General features: G+C 47.1%; 16 protein-coding genes. 8 read left to right on the top strand and 8 right to left on the bottom strand.

All coding sequences use genetic code 11. From position 1 onward, the window contains the following. Positions 1-23: 23 nt before the first annotated feature. A complete protein-coding gene (locus tag LZT22_RS10020) occupies positions 24-485 on the bottom strand; it encodes a tripartite tricarboxylate transporter TctB family protein (RefSeq protein ID WP_233925062.1) in 462 nt (153 codons plus the stop codon). 151 nt (positions 486-636) lie between these two features. On the opposite strand from LZT22_RS10020, the gene alaS reads away from it, so the two are divergent. Further along, entirely contained in the window at positions 637-3,282 is a 2,646-nt protein-coding gene (gene alaS / locus LZT22_RS10015; RefSeq protein WP_233925061.1) for an alanine--tRNA ligase, read from the top strand. Positions 3,283-3,287: 5 nt separating this feature from the next. Further along, on the top strand, positions 3,288-3,563 hold the full coding sequence (locus LZT22_RS10010; RefSeq protein WP_233925060.1) for a sulfurtransferase TusA family protein: 276 nt from the start codon (positions 3,288-3,290) through the stop codon (positions 3,561-3,563). 43 nt (positions 3,564-3,606) lie between these two features. On the opposite strand, the gene galU is transcribed toward LZT22_RS10010, so the two are convergent. Together galU and LZT22_RS10000 are read right to left on the bottom strand one after the other, a co-directional pair. Then, on the bottom strand, positions 3,607-4,485 hold the full coding sequence (galU, locus tag LZT22_RS10005) for a UTP--glucose-1-phosphate uridylyltransferase GalU (RefSeq protein WP_233925059.1): 879 nt from the start codon (positions 4,483-4,485) through the stop codon (positions 3,607-3,609). A gap of 22 nt (positions 4,486-4,507) precedes the next feature. Beyond that, the gene (locus tag LZT22_RS10000; RefSeq protein WP_233925058.1) at positions 4,508-7,411 is read right to left on the bottom strand and encodes a valine--tRNA ligase; all 2,904 of its coding nucleotides are present in this window, start codon (positions 7,409-7,411) and stop codon (positions 4,508-4,510) included. 24 nt (positions 7,412-7,435) lie between these two features. On the opposite strand from LZT22_RS10000, the gene LZT22_RS09995 reads away from it, so the two are divergent. Beyond that, positions 7,436-9,790 (top strand): UvrD-helicase domain-containing protein, encoded by a 2,355-nt coding sequence (locus tag LZT22_RS09995; protein ID WP_233925057.1) that lies wholly within the window; start codon positions 7,436-7,438, stop codon positions 9,788-9,790. 31 nt (positions 9,791-9,821) lie between these two features. Here LZT22_RS09995 and LZT22_RS09990 read toward each other — a convergent pair whose 3' ends face one another. The 3 genes from LZT22_RS09990 to LZT22_RS09980 are packed head-to-tail and all read right to left on the bottom strand — an operon-like array spanning position 9,822 to position 12,018. Further along, positions 9,822-10,619: a BPSS1780 family membrane protein gene (locus tag LZT22_RS09990; RefSeq protein WP_233925055.1), complete on the bottom strand. Its 798-nt coding sequence runs from the start codon at positions 10,617-10,619 to the stop codon at positions 9,822-9,824. Next, positions 10,616-11,596 carry a homoserine kinase gene (locus LZT22_RS09985; RefSeq protein WP_233925053.1) on the bottom strand — a complete coding sequence of 327 codons (981 nt, stop codon included), beginning with the start codon at positions 11,594-11,596 and terminating at the stop codon, positions 10,616-10,618. Before LZT22_RS09985 ends, LZT22_RS09990 begins: the two co-directional genes overlap by 4 nt. Positions 11,597-11,610: 14 nt before the next feature. Further along, positions 11,611-12,018: a hypothetical protein gene (locus LZT22_RS09980; protein WP_233925051.1), complete on the bottom strand. Its 408-nt coding sequence runs from the start codon at positions 12,016-12,018 to the stop codon at positions 11,611-11,613. A 53-nt stretch (positions 12,019-12,071) separates the two neighbouring features. Between LZT22_RS09980 and polA the strand changes: the two genes are divergently transcribed. From polA to LZT22_RS09965, 3 genes are all read left to right on the top strand, one after another. Then, on the top strand, positions 12,072-14,810 hold the full coding sequence (gene polA, locus LZT22_RS09975; protein WP_233925049.1) for a DNA polymerase I: 2,739 nt from the start codon (positions 12,072-12,074) through the stop codon (positions 14,808-14,810). 84 nt (positions 14,811-14,894) lie between these two features. Next, positions 14,895-15,761 (top strand): dienelactone hydrolase family protein, encoded by an 867-nt coding sequence (locus LZT22_RS09970; RefSeq protein WP_370635223.1) that lies wholly within the window; start codon positions 14,895-14,897, stop codon positions 15,759-15,761. Then, complete coding sequence (locus LZT22_RS09965; protein ID WP_233925046.1) at positions 15,758-16,534, top strand: ZIP family metal transporter; 777 nt, start codon at positions 15,758-15,760, stop codon at positions 16,532-16,534. The genes LZT22_RS09970 and LZT22_RS09965 overlap by 4 nt, the downstream gene beginning before the upstream one ends. On the opposite strand, the gene LZT22_RS09960 is transcribed toward LZT22_RS09965, so the two are convergent. Both LZT22_RS09960 and LZT22_RS09955 read right to left on the bottom strand, forming a co-directional pair. Continuing rightward, positions 16,515-17,366: a sulfurtransferase gene (locus tag LZT22_RS09960; RefSeq protein ID WP_233925045.1), complete on the bottom strand. Its 852-nt coding sequence runs from the start codon at positions 17,364-17,366 to the stop codon at positions 16,515-16,517. The two genes, LZT22_RS09965 and LZT22_RS09960, sit on opposite strands and share 20 nt — an antisense overlap. Then, a complete protein-coding gene (locus LZT22_RS09955; protein WP_233925043.1) occupies positions 17,363-18,472 on the bottom strand; it encodes an aromatic ring-hydroxylating dioxygenase subunit alpha in 1,110 nt (369 codons plus the stop codon). Before LZT22_RS09955 ends, LZT22_RS09960 begins: the two co-directional genes overlap by 4 nt. Positions 18,473-18,655: 183 nt before the next feature. On the opposite strand from LZT22_RS09955, the gene xseB reads away from it, so the two are divergent. Continuing rightward, a complete protein-coding gene (xseB, locus tag LZT22_RS09950) occupies positions 18,656-18,889 on the top strand; it encodes an exodeoxyribonuclease VII small subunit (RefSeq protein ID WP_233925042.1) in 234 nt (77 codons plus the stop codon). A gap of 11 nt (positions 18,890-18,900) precedes the next feature. Continuing rightward, positions 18,901-19,824: a polyprenyl synthetase family protein gene (locus tag LZT22_RS09945; protein ID WP_233925041.1), complete on the top strand. Its 924-nt coding sequence runs from the start codon at positions 18,901-18,903 to the stop codon at positions 19,822-19,824. The last annotated feature ends 3 nt before the right edge of the window (positions 19,825-19,827 follow it).

Genomic DNA, 19,827 nt, shown 5'->3' with positions numbered 1-19,827 from the left:
ATCAGTGTCCTAGGCTTTTGCGGTTAATTATTAAGGAAGAAAGGCCACAGCGGAAACTGTAGCTTGAGCCCAACTACGAAAGCAAGATACGTGAAGACCAGTAAGATAAGGGCATTAATAACGGTACCTTTCCACTTAAATTCATGGCTAGCCGAGGCCGAAACAAAAACAAGGGCCAAGAGGGCAACAAAAAATCCCATAGTGCTTAGTAGTACGCCGTAAAGAACTACTGCACCTGTAATCCAAATGACGCTTTTCAGATCCCATTTTTTTAGTTTGACGTCAGCTGCCTTTTTGGTGACAGCACTCAGCAAAACGACTAAGCCAATTAAAGCCAAGAGCATGCCTAAACAAAAGGGGAAATAACCAGGCCCCATTTTGGCGGCAGTTCCCATTTGATAACCAGTAGCGAGGCTGGCAAAAAATAAGCCGACGACGATATACATAAAGCCAGCGGCAAAATCTTGTTGATTGTGTATTTTCAAAGTGCGCTCCAAGTTGGTCTAATTATCAAGTAACCATTTTTTATATATTGATGAGCGATTGTAAGGCACGCTGATGGGCGTTGCTAGCCAAAACATCTAGGGTTTGCCCTAATTTAGGGCGCGCGTGAACGCCAATGCGATAATTATTGTCATGAAAGTTTCCCAAATTCGCCAAGCCTTCCTTGATTTCTTTGCCAGCAAAGGGCACCAAATCGTTCCTTCTAGCCCGGTGGTGCCCGGAGATGATCCGACCTTACTGTTCACCAATGCCGGCATGAATCAATTTAAGGATGTTTTCTTGGGCTTTGATCAGCGCTCCTATAGTCGGGCAACTACCGCCCAAAAGTGTATTCGGGCGGGGGGTAAGCATAACGATTTAGACAACGTGGGTTACACCGCTCGGCACCATACCTTCTTTGAGATGCTCGGCAATTTTTCTTTTGGTGATTACTTTAAGCAGGATGCAATCCAATTTGCCTGGGAATTATTAACTGTAGTATTTAAGTTACCAAAAGAAAAATTGTTAATTACGGTTTATGCCGAAGATCAAGAGGCCTACGCTATTTGGCATCAACAAATTGGTGTCCCTGCAGAACGCATTATCCGCATTGGCGATAACAAGGGTGCGCGCTATGCGTCCGATAATTTTTGGATGATGGGAGATACCGGCCCTTGTGGTCCGTGTACAGAAATTTTTTATGATCACGGCGCACACATTCCTGGCGGGCCGCCTGGTAGTCCCGATGAAGATGGCGATCGCTTTATTGAAATTTGGAATAATGTTTTTATGCAATTTAATCGCGATGAAGCGGGCAATATGCATCCTCTACCCAAGCCAAGTGTTGATACGGGCATGGGTCTGGAACGGATTGCAGCGGTGTTGCAGAAAGTCCATTCTAATTATGAAATCGATTTATTTGTTAATTTACTGAAAGCGGCGAAAGCCGCAGTCGATGGGGCTGGCGGCCAAAATTGCGCTGCCAATAGCCCTTCACTGAAGGTTATTGCCGACCATATTCGCGCTTGTAGTTTTGTGATTGTCGATGGCGTGATACCCGGAAATGCGGGTCGTGGGTATGTGTTGCGCCGCATTGCGCGGCGGGCAATTCGCCATGGTTTTAAATTAGGTGCGCGGCAACCATTTTTATATCAGTTGGTACCTGCCTTAGTTGCTGAAATGGGCGATGCATACCCCGAGTTGCGTAATGCACAAGATAAAGTCAGTGATGTTCTCAAACAAGAAGAAGAACGCTTTTTTCAAACGATTGCCAATGGCATGGAAATTTTAGAAGCCGCTTTAGCAAACAATGCCACCAATATTGACGGTGAAACTGCTTTTCGTTTACACGATACCTTTGGTTTCCCCTTAGATTTAACTGCCGACATCTGTCGGGAGCGTGGCGTTACTGTCGATGTCGCTGGCTTCGAGTTGGCCATGCAGGCGCAACGTAATCAAGCCCGTGCGGCAGGGCAATTTAAAATGACGCAAGGTCTGACGTATGCTGGAAAGCCAACCGAATTTCATGGGTATGAGCAACTCCAACGTGATAGCAACACCATTACTGCCCTGTATCTTGATGGGGTTGCGGTGCAGTCTGTCGCTGCTGGCGATAACGCTGTAGTAGTGCTCGATCACACCCCTTTTTATGCCGAGTCGGGCGGTCAAGTTGGCGATCGTGGTGAGTTACGGAATGAACGTTCTCGTTTTGAGGTTACCGATACGTTTAAGATTCAAGCTAATGTATTTGGTCATCAAGGTGAGGTATTAGAGGGGCAATTGTGCGTTGGCGACTCGTTAAAAGCGCTAGTCGATATTGTCCATCGCCAAGACACCATGCGCAATCACAGCGCCACCCATTTATTGCACAAAGCATTGCGTGAAGTCTTAGGTGACCATGTAATGCAAAAGGGTTCTTTGGTTGATGCTAGCAAAACCCGTTTTGACTTCACTCACCATGCACCTATAAGCCCAGCTCAGTTAAAACAAATTGAAGCGCTCGTGAATCGAGAAATTCTTGCCAATACCGCAACCTCAGCACAAGTGATGTCACTCGAAGATGCGCAAAAAACCGGGGCGATGATGCTGTTTGGTGAAAAATACGGCGCTGAAGTACGGGTGTTGGAAATTGGTAGCTCAAAAGAGTTGTGCGGAGGCACCCACGTGGGCCGCACTGGTGATATTGGAAGCTTAAAGGTAACCTCAGAATCGGGTGTGGCCGCTGGAATTCGCAGGGTCGAGGCAGTCACCGGCAATAACGCACTCCACTTTTTACAAAACTTAGAAGATCAAATGTTCGCGGTAGCGCATTTATTAAAGACCAATCCCAATGAGCTTGCAACTCGGGTAGCACAACTGCAAGATGCTTTACGGCAAACCGAGCGCGAGCTTGAGCGAGTGAACTCTAAGCTGGCTGCTAGTCAGGGCGATGAACTTGCGGCCCAGGCAATTGAGATAAATGGCCTGATGGTTTTAGCGCTCCGCCTCGATGGTGCCGATGCGCAGGTATTACGTGAAACCTTAGATGCTTTAAAAGCCAAATTGAAAACTGCTGCGATCGTTTTAGCCTCGGTGCAAGGGGATAAGGTCAGTTTGATCGCGGGGGTCACAGCCAATACAATCAGTCGCATTAAAGCCGGCGATTTAGTGAATTTTGTGGCTCAGCAGGTGGGCGGAAAAGGCGGCGGTAAAGCCGAAATGGCGATGGCAGGCGGTACAATGCCAAGTGCCTTGCCGGCGGCCTTAGCCAGCGTACAACAATGGATTAGAGAGAAAACTGCAGAAAAAACTGTAGATTAAATAGTATGAGCGAAAATCAAGCCACTTTTAATGAGCTAACCCTCAATGAGCTGCCGATTGCCAATCGTGAAGTTGATGCCATTGGGATGAATTGCCCATTACCCATCTTACGCACTAAAAAAGCCCTGGCCGATATGCAGTCGGGAGAAGTCCTCAAAATTACCGCCACCGATGCCGGAGCAAAACATGATTTCCCAGCGTTTGCCAAACAAACTGGCAATCAATTAATTGCTACAGAGGTAGTTAACGATACTTTTGTTTTTTACCTCAAACGCCGCTAAATTATTTACCAGTCGCAGTGAAGCAAGAAGCCCTGTGTGAAGCTTAGCGTTGTTTAAGAAAGGCGGCAAACTCGCTACTGACTTCAGGATGGCGTAGAGCAAAATCTACCGTTGCCTTGAGATAGCCTAATTTGCTACCGCAGTCGTAACGTACCCCTTGATATTCATAAGCATATACGGGTTCCGCTTTTAATAAGGCAGCAATCGCATCAGTGAGTTGAAACTCACCACCAGCTCCAGGCTGAAGATTACGAATGTAATTAAAAATATTGGAAGAAAGTACATAACGGCCCACTACCGCTAAATTTGACGGCGCATCTTGCGGTAGCGGTTTTTCCACAATGCCCGTTAAGCGATGTACGCCAGGGTCAGTAAGAGTGCCAGCCACAATGCCATAAGAACTACTTTGCGCGGGATTAATTTTTTCTACTGCTAAAACAGAGCCCTGATATTTATCATGCACTGCCAACATTTGTGCCAATACGGCTGGCTCACCAACCAGTAAATCATCTGCCAAGATCACCGCAAAGGGCTCATCGCGTACTAATTTTTCGGCACATAGTACCGCGTGACCTAAACCCAAAGCTTCAGGTTGACGCACATATACACAATCGACATGACTCGGTTTCACATTACGTACGATTTCGAGTAAAGCAGTTTTATTTTTAGCCTCAAGTTCGGCTTCAAGTTCATATGCCTTATCGAAGTGGTCTTCAATAGCGCGCTTGCTGCGGCCAGTGACAAAAATCATTTCGGTAATGCCAGCTGCAATGGCTTCTTCAACCGCATATTGAATTAGTGGCTTATCGACAATATTGAGCATTTCTTTAGGACTGGCCTTAGTAGCGGGTAAAAACCGCGTGCCCAAGCCGGCAACTGGAAATACTGCTTTGCTAACGGGTTTTAACTTGGCATTGCTCATAAAGTTCGCTTCTAAAAAGTATTTAAGATGATTTTAAACGCAGCAGTTGGGCAGCCAATTTTTCATGGTTGAGTTCAAAGGCGGCAAGCCGCTGTTTTTCTTGCGCAACTACCTCGTCTGGCGCCCGCGCAACAAAACTTTCATTATTCAATTTTTGGTGACATTTATGAATTTCATTAGCAATGCGCACCAATTCTTTGCTAATGCGTATTTGCTCCGCAGCTAAATCAACTTCAATTTTAAGTAGTAATTTAATTTCACCAACTAAGGCAATAGGCGCACCCGCCCCTTCGCGTTCGAGACTAGCTTCATCAGCAAAGATGCGCACTTCTGATAATTTAGCGAGGGCCATTAAATAGGGGGTTGCTTGGTTTAAAAAAGCTGACGGTCCACAAATCCACAGGGGCACTTTTTGTGCCGGTGATATTTGCATTTCACCGCGCAGATTACGACAGGCATCCGTAATAGCTTTAACTTGCGCCATCCACGCTTCACTAGTGGCATCAATTTTTTCTGGCTGACTGATGGGATAGGGCTGCAAAGCAATCGATTGGCTGGCTTGCTGATTCAGTTCCTTACCAGCCTTTGGAGCAACGGATTGCCAGAGGGTTTCGGTAATAAATGGAATGAGCGGGTGGGCTAAACGCAAGATTGTTTCCAGCACCCGTAGGAGCGTACGGCGCGTAGCGCGTTGTTGGGCAGGCGTGCCAGTTTGTAACTGAACTTTTGCGAGCTCTAGATACCAATCGCAATATTCATCCCAGACAAATTGATAAATCGCGCTGGCGACATTATCAAAGCGATATATCGTGAAACCTTTAGCAACTTCTGCCTCTGTCTTTTGCAGTAACGAGACAATCCAGCGATCGGCGGGAGAAAAATCGAGATAGCCTTCGGGACCACATTGATTATCACAGGGCGCAAAACCATTGGCTGCGTCATCGCCAGGGCAGTTCATTAAAACAAAGCGGCTGGCATTCCAGAGTTTGTTACAAAAATTACGGTAGCCTTCGCAGCGTTTTTGATCAAAATTAATATTCCGTCCCAGCGACGCAAGCGAGGCAAAGGTAAAGCGTAAGGCATCAGTACCAAAGGCTGGAATACCATCGGGAAATTCCTTTTGGGTTTTTTTAGTGATGCTTGCTGCTTGCTTTGGGTTCATCAGGCCAGTAGTTCGTTTATCGACGAGGGCAGCCAATTCAATCCCATCGATGAGGTCGATTGGATCTAAGGTATTCCCTTTCGACTTACTCATTTTTTGGCCTTCAGCATCGCGCACTAAGCCATGCACATAGACCGTATGAAAAGGTACTTGCCCAGTAAAGTGGCAAGTCATCATTACCATGCGCGCAACCCAAAAGAAAATAATGTCAAAGCCAGTAACCAAGACCGAGGAAGGTAAAAAGTGCTTAAGCTCTGCGGTTGCTTGCGGCCAACCCAATGAACTGAAGGGTACTAGGGCTGAACTAAACCAGGTATCAAGTACATCGGAGTCGCGCTGCAGGGGTCCGGTGTAACCAGCAGCGCTGGCTTTGGCTTGCGCATCAGTAGCATTGCGCGCCACAAATATTTGCCCTTCAGAACCATACCAAGCAGGAATTTGGTGGCCCCACCACAACTGCCTAGAGATACACCAATCTTGAATATTTTCCAGCCACTGGGTATACGTGCTCTTCCAATTTTCAGGCACCAACTGAATTGTTCCGCTGGTGACGGCATGCAATGCGGCACTGGCCATTGACGCACCAGGTTGATAGAGGTTGTCAGCGCTCGGTTTAGAGACTGCAACAAACCATTGGTCGGTCAGCATCGGCTCAATAATGGTTTGGGTGCGATCACCACGGGGCACCATTAAGGTGTGCGGTTTCACTTCGGCCATTAAACCTGCAGATTCTAAGTCGGCAATGATTTGCTTGCGGGCGGCGAAGCGATCTAGGCCTTGGTAGATTTTGGGAGCATTTTCATTAATCTTGGCATCGAGCGTCAGAATCGTAATGAGCGGTAGTTGGTGGCGTTGGGCCACGGCGTAGTCATTAAAGTCGTGCGCAGGAGTTACTTTGACAACGCCAGTTCCAAAGGCAGGGTCAACATAGCTATCAGCAATGATGGGAATGGTTTTGTTACACAAGGGTAAATTCACCATTTGCCCAATGAGGTGACGATAACGTTCATCCTCTGGGTTAACCATCACCGCAACGTCGCCCAGTAAAGTTTCTGGTCTAGTTGTAGCGACGATTAATTCGCCCGACCCATCACTTAATGGATAACGAATATGCCACAGACTGCCAGCTTCTTCTTCACTCACAACTTCGAGATCGGAAACGGCGGTACCTAGAACCGGATCCCAATTCACTAAACGTTTGCCACGATAAATTAAACCTTGCTCATGAAGGCGAACAAAGACCTCAACTACAGCGGCCGACATTTTGTCGTCCATGGTGAAATATTCACGCGACCAGTCAATAGATGCGCCAAGACGGCGAATTTGCCGAGTAATGGTTGAGCCAGAGGTATCTTTCCATTCCCAAACTTTTTTTAGAAAGGCCTCGCGCCCTAGTTCATGACGTGAGATTTTCTGTGCCTCTAGTTGCCGTTCAACCACAATTTGAGTGGCAATGCCAGCATGATCGGTACCCGGTAGCCAGAGTGTATTTAGACCTTGCATACGGGCATGGCGAATGAGGCTATCCATCATGGTTTGGTTAAAAGCATGACCCATATGCAAAGTACCAGTGACATTGGGCGGTGGCAGTTGGATGCTGAAGTTGGGTTTCTGATCGTCTAAAGTGGTTTGGGAAATACCCCGGCGCTCCCATTCAGGGCCCCAATAGGCTTCGATGGGGCCAGGCTCATAGGATTTAGCCAACTCTAAATCAGCGGTGGGGTTGATGGGGCTTGAAGCAGAGGGATTTAAAGGGTTTGGCATAAGAGGCAAATTATAATTGGGCTAATGTACTCTGACTTGCTCGCCAACCTGAATCCCGAACAATGCGAAGCAGTCACACTGCCGCCAAGCGATGAAAAGGGCCGTTCACGCTCCGCTTTAATTTTGGCGGGCGCTGGAAGTGGCAAGACCCGCGTGCTCACCACGCGCATTGCTTGGCTGATTCAAACGGGTCAAGCTTCGCCCATTAGCGTGCTGGCAGTCACTTTTACCAATAAAGCAGCCAAAGAAATGATGATTCGCCTAGCGGCGATCTTGCCCATTAACACCCGCGGGATGTGGATTGGTACTTTTCATGGCTTATGTAATCGTTTATTGCGCGCCCATCATCGTGATGCGGGCTTGCCATCGACCTTTCAAATACTCGACACCCAAGATCAATTGTCAGCGATTAAGCGCCTGTTAAAGGGGCTTAAGGTCGATGATGAAAAATACCCGCCCAAACAATTGCAATACTTCATCGCCCATGCGAAAGAGCGCGGCATGCGGGCTAAAGATTTACATTCAGGTGACGCCTTTCAAGATCGGATGGCTGAGCTTTACGCGGCTTATGACGAGCAATGTCAACGCGAAGGTGTAGTTGATTTTGCTGAATTGTTATTACGTAGTTATGAATTATTACAGCACCACGAGCCAATTCGTACCCATTATCAAGAGCGCTTTCGCCATATTTTGATTGATGAGTTTCAAGACACTAATGCTTTGCAATATGCGTGGTTAAAGCTCCTTTCTGGCCATGAAGGTGGTCGTGCTAGCGCTAGTGCAAGTTCGGTCTTTGCGGTTGGCGATGATGACCAAAGCATCTATGCCTTTCGCGGTGCCGATGTAGAAAACATGCGTTTATATGAAAACCAATTTCATCCATTCATGGTGAAGTTAGAACAAAACTATCGCTCGCATGGCAATATTTTAGATGTCGCGAATCACTTAATCGCTAATAATACTGCACGCTTAGGAAAAAATTTACGCACGGATGCAGGTCATGGGGAGCCAGTGCGGATTTACGAAGCAGCGAGCGATGGTATGGAAGCCGCTTGGCTCATTGACGAAATCAAGGGGCTGATTAATGGCGGTATCAGTCGCAGCGAGATTGCTTTGCTTTACCGAAGTAATGCTCAGTCACGCATTATTGAACATAATTTGTTTTCTGCTGGTTTGCCCTACCGAGTTTATGGTGGCTTACGGTTTTTTGAGCGCGCCGAAGTGAAGCATGCGCTAGCTTATTTACGCTTACTTGAAAACCCCAATGACGATACCTCATTTTCTCGCGTAGTGAATTTTCCCACGCGGGGAATTGGTGCGAGAAGTATTGAGGCGCTACAAGATGCAGCGCAATTGCAACAATGTTCCTTGTACTCGGCCGCTAGCACCCTCGAAGGCAAGGCTGGCGCGGCCTTGGGTGGCTTTGTGCGCCTCGTCGATCACATGCGCGAAGCAACTCGGCACAACACCCTTCCAGAAACAGTCGAGTTTGTAATTCAACATAGCGGTTTAATTCAGCACTACTTAAGCGAACGCGAAGGTCAAGATCGAGTTGAAAACTTACAAGAATTAATAAATGCAGCCACTGCTTTTATTGCCGAGGAGGGTTTTGGGCAAAATGCGAAGGCCGCTTCACCGCCAAGTGAAAACGATGCCGGCACTTTAGAGATTTCGCCTTTAGCCGCTTTTTTAGCGCACGCTTCTTTAGAGGCTGGAGATAACCAAGCGCAAGCTGGGCAAGATGCTATTCAACTCATGACCGTCCATTCTGCCAAGGGCTTGGAATTTACTGCGGTTTTTATTACTGGGCTTGAAGAGGGTTTATTTCCTCATGAAAATAGTATTAATGAAAATAATGGTTTAGAGGAAGAGCGGCGCCTCATGTATGTGGCAATTACGCGCGCTAAAGAACGCTTATATTTATCACATACCCAATCACGCATGCTTCATGGTCAAGTACGTTACAACATGCCGTCACGTTTCTTAGAGGAATTACCGACAGCGTGTTTGAAATGGCTTACCCCCAAAATGAAAGATGCACGTTGGGGTGGAGGACGGAGCGGAGGGGGTACCTGGAAAAGCGGTTACTCGCATGATAGTGATGACAGTCAGGTGTTTGATTACGAAGAAAGCCCTACTGCGCGTAAGCCTCGGCTAGCGCATAGCGCTTTGAGTAGCAATATTCCCCGCATGACTGCACCAGCAAGAGATATTTATCCCTTTCGGGTTGGCCAGCAGGTTTTCCATACAAAGTTTGGTGAGGGGCGTATTACTGCCCTCGAGGGCCTAGAGGCTGATGCGCGTGCTCAAATTAATTTCAAGCGTCACGGTGTGAAATGGTTGCAATTGAGTATTGCCAAGTTAGCAGCGATTGATTAAGAATTCATGGCTAATGCTACGTTGCCGTTAGTTAAGCACCAATCTCATCGGGGTTAGCGGTAGCTGCACTATCAGTAAAACAATTTTTCCAAGTAGCAAATGCTGAACAATACAGCACTGTCATACAAGCCATTGAAATTGGGGCAATCACGAATGAGCCGACTTCTCTAATATTGAGCGCCTCAAACACGGTACTGAGAAGTAAAGGAACTGCCACTAGAAGCGCGCCCCAAATAAGCAGATAAATGATAAATGCGTAGCGATTACTCCAGCAAGCAATCCAACTCGAAAAAAGTGCTTGCGTTACAGGCATATCTTCCCATCCCACCAAAATTGGTGAGAACCACATCAGCATCCCAATCGGAATATAGAGAGCCACCACAATACCTAAGACGACATACATCTGCTTGATAATCTCGATGCCCAGAGGTTTATCGCCAGTAAGCGCAGGTAAGAGTAATTGAACGTCTACAAAGAAGCTGGCAATAAAACTCAAGACTAAAATTAAGCTAGTGTGAATCAGCCCAAGCTGTAAGAGTCTTTTTCGTACCACGGGCCCCGAAGAGCGCAGCCCAACTAAATAAACCAAAGGCGAAAGCCGAATTTTTTGAATTGTTTGGCGACAGCCGGTCATGAAACCAAACTGCAAGGAGGGGGTAATCAGTAAAATTGCAAAGACGCCAATAATCGGAATCAAAATAGCTAGCTGGACTAAGAAAATATATAAAAAAACTAGCATTAAAAAACCCAAGGGGTTTTGTTTAAACAGCCAAATGCCTTGACGAATCCAGACATAGCCTTGCTGGGCATTAACACGATTTAGTTTCATAAGAGATTATTTGTTTGCTTGCGACGACTATGTAAGATCAACTCAAAGTGATTAGGATTATGTGCGGTAAGCATTTGCGCGTTGCGGGGTAAATACAAATCCCATAAGCGCGAAATCCAAAAGCGTAATGCAGCAGCACGAAGCATAGCAGACCAGCTGCGCTTTTCGCCTGCACCCAAGGGGCGAATAGTTTGATAGGCATTCATCAGGGCAGTGAGGCGCTGTTCATCTAAATCGGCATGGTCGGGGCCAAGACACCAGTCGTTGGCGGTAACCGCAAGATCAAATAACCATTTATCAGTACCTGCAAAGTAAAAGTCAAAGAACCCACCTAACTGCGTTTCTTGTTGTTGCTCGACAAACAGTACGTTATCGCGAAATAAATCGCAATGGCTAGCACCCTGAGGTAATTGCGCATAATCAGTGCTGGAAAAAAATTCCTCTTGAAATTGCAATTCAGTTTTTAGTAGCATTTGCTGTTGAGCAGTAATATGCGGCAGTATTGCTGGCACAGTCTCTTGCCACCAAACTAAGCTGCGTAAGTTGGCTTGCTCTAGCGGAAAATCCACCCCAGCTAAATGCATCTTAGCAAGCATCACGCCCACCATTTCACAATTTTCAACAGTGGGCTGTAAGTGGGATTGACCGGCTAATTTAGTCACAATGGCAGCGGGTTTGTCATGGAGAGTCAAAAGCAGTTCTCCGGCGCGATTGGCGATAGGTTTAGGTACCGGAATGCCTTTGTTAGCCAAATGCAACATGAGCTCAAGATAGTAGGGTAATTGCTGAGCAGTTAAGCGCTCAAAAATCGTCAGTACATATTCTTGCTGATGCCCTGCTTGTGCCACTTCCAGAAAAAAATTAGAGTTTTCTATCCCCCCATGAATTCCGCGTAAACCTGTTACCTTGCCAATCGACCAATCGCGCTCGATTCTAGGTGCGATTTCTGTCATGGTAAGGGGGGTATAAACGGCCATAGTGACGAACGAATTTACTTTAGCGGCAGACTCAAGCTTGGCACACTGAGGATGGTGGTGGCAGGCTCGCGTGCGCCCGGCATTAATGAGGACGGGTGAGACATATCGTAGGTTCCTAAAGCGCCTTTAACCTGAACGCTGGTAGGGCTATGTGCGTCACGAAATTCGGTAATTTGCGTGCCATTTGAACTGGTATGGGTAAAAGCAGGCTGGTGGCTGAGCTTACCGCCAGTATTACTCGTATTTTTTGCATTGGCAGAGATGGGTTTTTCATTAATCTGCTGTAAATCATCAGCGCTAAGCGCTTGAGCAGCGTTTGGCTGCGCTAAAACTAGGTTTGGCACTACAAAGAACCCACCACAGAAAAAGCCTAAAAGGCATGCCAAGCTTGCTAGAAGGCGGGTCAAGCGATGTTGGCGCATCTTTAAAATCCTCTATTTATGAGTGTTAGGCAACTAGATTGTACGATTGCGGTATGACTAAACACAGACTCCTATTAATTGACGGTTCTAGCTACCTCTATCGGGCTTTTCATGCCATGCCCGATTTACGCAATGGGGCAGGTGAGCCAACTGGGGCTATTTATGGCATGGTCAATATGCTGCGGCGGGCGCGAACAGATATTGCGGCCGATCATCTGGCTTGTGTCTTTGATGCCAAGGGCAAAACTTTTCGCGATGAAATGTATGCGCAATATAAGGCCAACCGCTCACCGATGCCCGAAGACTTGGTAAAGCAAATTGAGCCAATCCATGCGATGGTGCGGGCGATGGGTTGGCCTATCTTGATGGTTTCAGGCGTTGAAGCTGATGATGTAATTGGTACGTTGGCAACCCAAGCCAGTGCAGCTGGTTGGGAAACAATTATTTCTACTGGCGATAAAGATTTAGCCCAATTGGTGAATTCTTCCGTCTCATTAATTAATACCATGACCAATGAAAGTTTGAATATTGCTGGCGTGATAAATAAATTCGGTGTTCCGCCGGAACGCATCGTTGATTACCTCACGATCATTGGTGATAGTGTGGATAACGTCCCTGGGGTCCCCAAAGCAGGCCCGAAGACTGCCAATAAGTGGTTAGCAGAGTATGGCGATTTGGATAATTTAATGGCTTCAGCCGATTTAGTTAAAGGCGTGGTCGGTGATAATTTACGCGCTAGCTTACCGTGGTTATTGCGAGCCCGTGAATTGCTTACGATTAAAACCGACTGCGATTTATCACCCCATTTACCAGGTTTAGATGATCTTCATGCAGGCACAGAAGATGCGTCAAAGTTACGGGAGTTGTTTGAGCGCTATGCTTTTAAAACGTGGTTAAGAGAGGTGGCCCCAGATACTGGCAAGTTAAGCGGCGAAGCCCTTGAACTTGCTGAGGGTGTGGTGGCTACAACTAAGACAGTGCGTGCCGATATTTTGCAAGGTCAGTACGAATGCGTGGTTGATAAAGTTCATTTTGAACGCTGGTTAGCCAAGCTTCAACAAGCTCAACTCGTTGCGGTCGACACAGAAACTACCAGCTTAGATGCGCTTGCAGCAGAGCTAGTAGGAATTTCCTTTTCAGTTGAGGCGGGGAAGGCTTGTTATATTCCCGTTGCGCATCGCACTGGCGAAACCCAACTCGACCGGGCTTGGGTATTAGAGCGATTATTGCCTTGGTTAGAAGATGCCAGCAAAGCAAAGGTAGGGCAGAACCTGAAATACGATGCACATATTTTTGCTAACTATGGCATTACCTTGCAGGGAATTGCATTCGATACCTTGTTGGAATCCTATGTATTGGAATCGCACTTACCCCACAATATGGATAGTATGGCCGAGCGGCATTTAGGCATTAAGACCATTCGCTATGAAGAAGTTTGCGGCAAAGGCGTACATCAAATTGGCTTTGATCAAGTCGATTTAGCCACGGCTTGCAACTATGCTGCTGAAGATGCTGACATCACCTTGCGCTTACACCAATTTTTATGGCCCCAAATTGCTGAAAATGCAGGGCTTTGCTATGTGTATCAACAAATCGAATTACCGGCGATGCGCGTGCTCGGCATTATGGAAACTAATGGCATCAAGGTCGATACAGCCTTATTGGCCAAGCAAGGGCAAACCGTGGGTAAACGCCTTTTATCCCTCGAGACAGAAATACACAAACTAGCAGGGCAGCCATTTAACATTCAGTCACCCAAACAAATTGGCGAGATTTTATTTGGCCAGTTGCAATTACCTGTGATTAAAAAAACGCCGGCAGGTGCACCATCAACCGATGAAGAAGTGTTGCAAAAATTAGCTGAAGATTATCCTTTGCCTGCACGTATATTAGATTACCGCAGTTTAGCGAAGTTGATGTCGACCTATATTGAAAAATTACCACGTATGGTCAATCCTAAAACTGGACGGGTACATACCAATTTTTCTCAGGCGGTGGCTGTCACAGGGCGCTTGGCCTCGAGCGAGCCCAATTTACAAAATATTCCGGTGCGCACTGAAGAGGGTCGACGTATTCGAGAGGCTTTTGTTGCTGCCGAAGGTTGCAAGTTGGTTTCTGCCGATTATTCCCAAATTGAATTGCGCATCATGGCGCATATTGCGCAAGATAAAAACTTACTCGCTGCTTTTGCTGCTGGCTTAGATGTGCATCAAGCCACTGCAGCCGAAATCTTTGGTATTCCCTTAGATACGGTTACCGCAGAACAACGGCGTTATGCCAAGGTGATTAACTTTGGGTTAATTTATGGCATGAGTGCCTTTGGCTTAGCAGGTAATCTTGGTATTGAGCGGGCAGCTGCGCAACAATACATTGATACTTATTTCGAGCGCTACCCAGGAGTAGCACAATATATGGAACGCACACGACTTGAGGCGCGAGAAAGCGGCTATGTAGAAACTGTCTTTGGTCGGCGCTTATGGCTACCTGAAATAAAAAGTTCAGGGCCGCGGCGACAGGGTGCCGAACGCGCTGCGATTAATGCACCAATGCAAGGTACTGCTGCCGATTTAATTAAATTAGCGATGATTGCCGTACAACAGTGGATCGAAACAGAGCAATTACAAACTCGTATGCTTTTGCAGGTGCATGATGAATTGATATTTGATACGCCATATGCCGAATTAGATCGTTTACGTGAAGCATTGCCAGATTTAATGGGCTCAGTGGCACAATTACGCGTACCCCTAGTGGTCAGTATTGGTATGGGCAATAATTGGGAAGAGGCGCATTAGGGAAGAGGCGCATTAAGTAGATAGATCAAGATAGTTGGTAACTAAATTTAAGGAAAGAAAATGCAAAATCAACGGCGGCAATTTATGCAAACTTCAGTAGCTTCTGCTGCTTCAGCAGTTTCAGCTGTATCCATCAGTGGTCTGGGTGTCGGTTTTGTGACCGCATCGCAGCCTGTGTTAGCGGCAGCGATTCAAACAGACTTTACGGGGATTGAAGCCAGCGAGCAAACAATTTTGGTTGCTGGTGCAAAGGTACCGCTCTATGTCGCACGCCCATCTAAATCCTCCGCTCCATTGCCGATTATCATCGTGACTAGTGAAATTTTTGGTGTGCATGAGCATATTGCTGATGTGGTGCGGCGCTTTGCCAAGCTGGGATACCTCGCGATTGCGCCAGAATTTTTTGCTCGCGCAGGTGATCCCAATACCTTTGGTACCGTAGCCGAAATTATGAGTAATATTGTTGCCAAGACGCCGGACGCAGAAGTAATGGCTGATATTAAAGCGGCTATAGCTTGGGCAGGAGCCCATGGTGGCGATGTGAAGCGAGTTGGTGTTACCGGTTTTTGTTGGGGCGGTCGCATTACCTGGCTCGCCGCTACTTTGCCAGAGGTGCGCGCTGGCGTTGCTTGGTACGGGCGCTTAGTCGGTGTACCCACGCCTAATAGTCCGCGTAATCCAGTGGATATTGCTGCTGAATTAAAAGCGCCTGTACTCGGCTTATATGGTGGTGCAGACACCGGCATTCCTCTCGATACGGTAGAAAAGATGCGTGCTGCTTTAACTAGAGCGGCAGCGACAAATGCCGCAGCTAAGGCTTCGCGAATTGAGGTCTATCCCGATACGCCACATGCCTTTCATGCTGACTATCGTGAGTCGTATCGCGCTGGGCCCGCTACCGATGGGTGGGCCAAATGTTTGGCTTGGTTTAAGCAAAACGGCGTGGCATGAATGGGTTGAGTACCCTCCAACTCATTATTGCAGTTACTGCTTTAGCGGGTTTAGCCAGCGTTTTAATTGCCGCTAGTTTGTCTTTAGGTTTTTTAAGCAAGATGATCGACACCATGGTCAGTTTTTCGGTCGGCATTTTATTGGCTACTGCATTTTTGCATTCTTTGCCAGAAGCCTTTGCCATGCCAAACAGTAACCCATCTATTTTATTTGCTGCCTTGCTAATGGGCTTGCTCGGGTTTTTTTTGTTAGAAAAAATTGCCTTATTACGGCATAGTCACCACCATGAAGGTGATGGGCATCATCATCATCAAGGTCATGATGCGGAAATGGCGGGTAGTAGTGGTTGGACCATTTTGGTGGGCGACGGTTTACACAATTTTGTCGATGGCGTGCTAATTGCAGCCGCTTTTATGGCGAACATGCAAGTCGGCATTTTTACAGCGCTAGCCATCATTGCTCATGAAATTCCGCAAGAGGTAGGCGATTTTATTGTCTTGCTCAATGCCGGTTTCTCTAAAGCTCGCGCTTTACTTTATAACTTAATTAGTGGTTCACTCGCAGTGTTAGGCGGGGTCTTAGCCTACTTTTTTTTAGAGCGTGCACACCATATCATGCCCTACCTTTTGGTGATCGCTTCGAGCAGTTTTATTTATATCGCTGTCAGTGATTTAATTCCGCAAATGCATCGCCGTCCATATTGGCGAGAATCCCTACGGCAAATTATGTTAATCGGCTGCGGTATTGGGCTTGTTATTCTGTTGTCGCGATAGGTCGCCGTGAATCTGCACACCATTCACTCCAACTACCAGCATAGAGTTGGGAGCCTCTTATGCCAGCTACTTCCATGGCTAAGAGATTATGACAAGCAGTGACGCCAGAACCGCATTGGTGAATAATACTTTTCGCTGATCTACCAGCCAATAAAATACTAAATTCGCGATACAGTTCATCCGCTGTTTTAAATTGTTTGGCCCGTAAGTTTTCTTTAAAGCAACGATTAGTGGCGCCTGGAATATGCCCACCCACGGGATCAAGGGTTTCATTTTCCCCACGAAAACGATCGGGTGTACGGGCATCTAAAACCAGGTGCGCCGCCGCAGATTCTGTATTAGCTAGATTTGCTACAAGCTCATCAACTAGCACTAAATCGCTATACGGTACGGCACTTGGCATACTTCCTAACGCAATGGGTTGGCGTGGCTTGCTGCCAATCGCACCATTCCAAGCGTCGAGACCGCCATCAAGTACTTGTACTTGAGTATGACCAATTGCTCTTAACATCCACCAAAGACGACTGGCGAACACTGAGCCCTGATTGTCATAGGCAACAACCTGAAGATTTGACTTAATGCCAAGGCGTTGGCGGGTTTTGGCCCAGACCTCAGGAGTAGGTAAGGGATGCCGGCCATTGGTACCAGTTTGCGGACCAGATAAATCCTGATCGAGATCAACATAGATAGCGCCAGGGATGTGACTCATTTGATACGCTTCACGTCCTGCAGTGGGCTTAGTGAGATCAAAGCGACAATCGCAGAGTAAAACGTCTGCCCCGGTATTGAGTAATTCTTCTAATTGATTGGCAGTAATTAAGGGTTGGCTCATGTTGGATTCTCCAAATTCATAGTCCGGCGGTACCATTCGTGAAAGTGTTGCATGCCATCTTCCATCGGGCTTTGATAGGGCCCAACCTCATTTATTCCGCGCGCCATTAAAGCCGCGCGACCTGCATCCATACGCTCAGCAATTTCGTCATCTTCAAGGCAGGTTTCCATATAGGCGGCGCGTTCAGCAGTAACAAATTCACGCTCGAATAAAGCAATTTCTTCGGGATAATAAAACTCGACAATATTGCGCGTGCGCTGAGGTCCAAGCGGTTGTAGGGTGGAAATACACAACACACCCGGATACCATTCAACCATCACGTTGGGAAAGTAAGTAAGCCAAATTGCTCCATATTGCGGCAACTTACCGTGGTGATAGCGCAAGACCGCTTCATGCCAGTCGCGGTAAGTTTGAGTGCCAGGAGTGCTGAGATTTTTATGAATACCAACAGTTTGTACGCTATGCCAATCACCAAATTCCCATTGCAAATTTTCACAAGCAACAAATTTTCCAAGCCCTGGATGAAACGGGGCTACATGGTAATCTTCAAGGTAAACCTCGATAAAGGTTTTCCAGTTGTAATTACATTCGTGTACCTCAACATGATCGAGCAGGTAGCCGCTGAAATCGAGATCAGCAGCGACGCCAAGACGGCCTAAATCGGCATGCACATCGCGTGGCCCTTCAAACAACAAGCCCTGCCAATTTTGCAAGGGTGATTTACCTAAGTGTAAACATGGCTTATTTTCAAAATGGGGTGCGCCTAAAAGCTCACCCTCTAAATCGTAAGTCCAGCGGTGCAAGGGGCATACGATCGACTCTACTCGACCTGCACCATTGAGCATCAGCGCTTGGCGATGGCGACAAACATTTGAAAGAAGTTCAACGCCATTAGCATTCCGCACTAACAAGCGACCTTCATTTTCAGCCCGTAAGGTTTGATACGAGCCTAGCTCGGGCACCATTAATTCGTGACCTACATATGCAGGCCCTTGCTTAAATAGCAAGTCGATTTCACGTTGATATAAATCAAGGTCAAAATAGGCCGTTACAGGCAATTGCAGTTTGGACGGCGCAAGTTGCTGCGCGGTAGCCAGATTAGTCATTCTCCCCACCCCCGAAAAAGTCAGCCGAAGCTAAGCGGAACAACCAATCCAACCATCGACGAATCGATATTGGAAAGGAAGGCATGGATTATACCTACGACTTTAGGGGCTTTGGTTTGGTTTACCTTTAAGATGGGGGTTTATTCACCATTATTTGCCTTATTTCATCAAGGGGAGCAAGTCATGCCTGCTAAAAAACCGGCTCATGCAAGTGCAGCATTGCAGAGTCCAATTGATCCCAATTTGCGCTACGAACAGGCCTTGAAAGATTTAGAAAAACTCATTGCCGATATGGAGTCTGGCAAGCTTTCTTTAGAGGAAACCTTGTTGGCTTATCAACGGGGTGCCGCTCTTCTTAAGCATTGTCAAGCTGTCTTGACGCAGGTAGAGCAGCAGGTGCGGGTTTTTGAGGACTAGAAACGAGTCGCATGAACCCATTTAATTTCGAGGCGTGGGTACAAACATACTCGGCTCGTGCTGAAGCAACACTAGTACAGCATTTAGTGGTTGCTCAAACCGTGCCACAGCGTTTACATGAAGCGATGCTATACGCCAGCTTAGGGGGTGGCAAGCGCATGCGACCACTATTGGTCTATGCTGCTGGTGAACTTGGCAAGCCTAGCGCGAGTGCAAGCGGGACTCAAGCCAATAGCGAACGCGCAAATCTGCTCGATGTTGCAGCTGCAGCGATTGAAATGATGCATGCCTATTCTTTAGTGCACGATGACTTGCCCTGTATGGATGACGATGATTTACGTCGGGGCCGACCTACAGTGCATAAAGCTTTTGATGAGCCTACCGCTCTTCTAGTGGGTGATGCTTTGCAAACCCGCGCTTTTGAAATATTGGCTCAAGCACCTGGCGATTGCGAGATGCGTCTGGCGTTAATTACTAGCTTAGCTAGTGCCGCTGGATCGCGCGGCATGGCTGGTGGACAAGCAATTGATTTAGATAGTATTGGCGCTAAACTCGATTTAGCGGGTTTACAGAATATGCATCAAATGAAAACGGGTGCATTACTTATTTGCGCGGTACAAATGGGGGGATTGGTTGCAAATTTATCTCAAGCTGAAATGGGTGCTTTGACGACATTCTCTAGCGCCTTGGGTTTAGCTTTTCAAATAGTTGATGACGTGCTTGATGCCACCGCAGATAGTCAAACCCTTGGTAAAACGGCTGGTAAAGATGCTGCGAACGATAAGCCGACCTATGTAACCCTGATGGGTTTAGACTACGCTCAAAGACAGGCTCAAGAGCTGCACCAACAAGCTTTAGCAAGTATTGATGCTTTCGGCTCGGCAGCAGATGCTTTACGTGGCTTGGCTGAATTCGTTGTAAATCGTAGAAAATAGACT

The organism is Polynucleobacter sp. IMCC 29146 (genome assembly GCF_021395195.1).
Taxonomy (GTDB): domain Bacteria; phylum Pseudomonadota; class Gammaproteobacteria; order Burkholderiales; family Burkholderiaceae; genus Polynucleobacter.
Note: the sequence above shows the minus strand (reverse complement) of the source record. Positions and strands in the feature narration are given on the sequence as shown.

What these genes read in the sequence shown, in the direction of transcription:
- alaS (WP_233925061.1), top strand. Translation starts at nt 637, where the DNA reads ATGAAAGTTTCCCAAATTCGCCAAGCCTTCCTTGATTTCTTTGCCAGC.
- LZT22_RS10010 (WP_233925060.1), top strand. Translation starts at nt 3,288, where the DNA reads ATGAGCGAAAATCAAGCCACTTTTAATGAGCTAACCCTCAATGAGCTG.
- galU (WP_233925059.1), bottom strand. Translation starts at nt 4,485, where the DNA reads ATGAGCAATGCCAAGTTAAAACCCGTTAGCAAAGCAGTATTTCCAGTT.
- LZT22_RS10000 (WP_233925058.1), bottom strand. Translation starts at nt 7,411, where the DNA reads ATGCCAAACCCTTTAAATCCCTCTGCTTCAAGCCCCATCAACCCCACC.
- LZT22_RS09995 (WP_233925057.1), top strand. Translation starts at nt 7,436, where the DNA reads ATGTACTCTGACTTGCTCGCCAACCTGAATCCCGAACAATGCGAAGCA.
- LZT22_RS09990 (WP_233925055.1), bottom strand. Translation starts at nt 10,619, where the DNA reads ATGAAACTAAATCGTGTTAATGCCCAGCAAGGCTATGTCTGGATTCGT.
- LZT22_RS09985 (WP_233925053.1), bottom strand. Translation starts at nt 11,596, where the DNA reads ATGGCCGTTTATACCCCCCTTACCATGACAGAAATCGCACCTAGAATC.
- LZT22_RS09980 (WP_233925051.1), bottom strand. Translation starts at nt 12,018, where the DNA reads ATGCGCCAACATCGCTTGACCCGCCTTCTAGCAAGCTTGGCATGCCTT.
- polA (WP_233925049.1), top strand. Translation starts at nt 12,072, where the DNA reads ATGACTAAACACAGACTCCTATTAATTGACGGTTCTAGCTACCTCTAT.
- LZT22_RS09970 (WP_370635223.1), top strand. Translation starts at nt 14,895, where the DNA reads ATGCAAACTTCAGTAGCTTCTGCTGCTTCAGCAGTTTCAGCTGTATCC.
- LZT22_RS09965 (WP_233925046.1), top strand. Translation starts at nt 15,758, where the DNA reads ATGAATGGGTTGAGTACCCTCCAACTCATTATTGCAGTTACTGCTTTA.
- LZT22_RS09960 (WP_233925045.1), bottom strand. Translation starts at nt 17,366, where the DNA reads ATGAGCCAACCCTTAATTACTGCCAATCAATTAGAAGAATTACTCAAT.
- LZT22_RS09955 (WP_233925043.1), bottom strand. Translation starts at nt 18,472, where the DNA reads ATGACTAATCTGGCTACCGCGCAGCAACTTGCGCCGTCCAAACTGCAA.
- xseB (WP_233925042.1), top strand. Translation starts at nt 18,656, where the DNA reads ATGCCTGCTAAAAAACCGGCTCATGCAAGTGCAGCATTGCAGAGTCCA.
- LZT22_RS09945 (WP_233925041.1), top strand. Translation starts at nt 18,901, where the DNA reads ATGAACCCATTTAATTTCGAGGCGTGGGTACAAACATACTCGGCTCGT.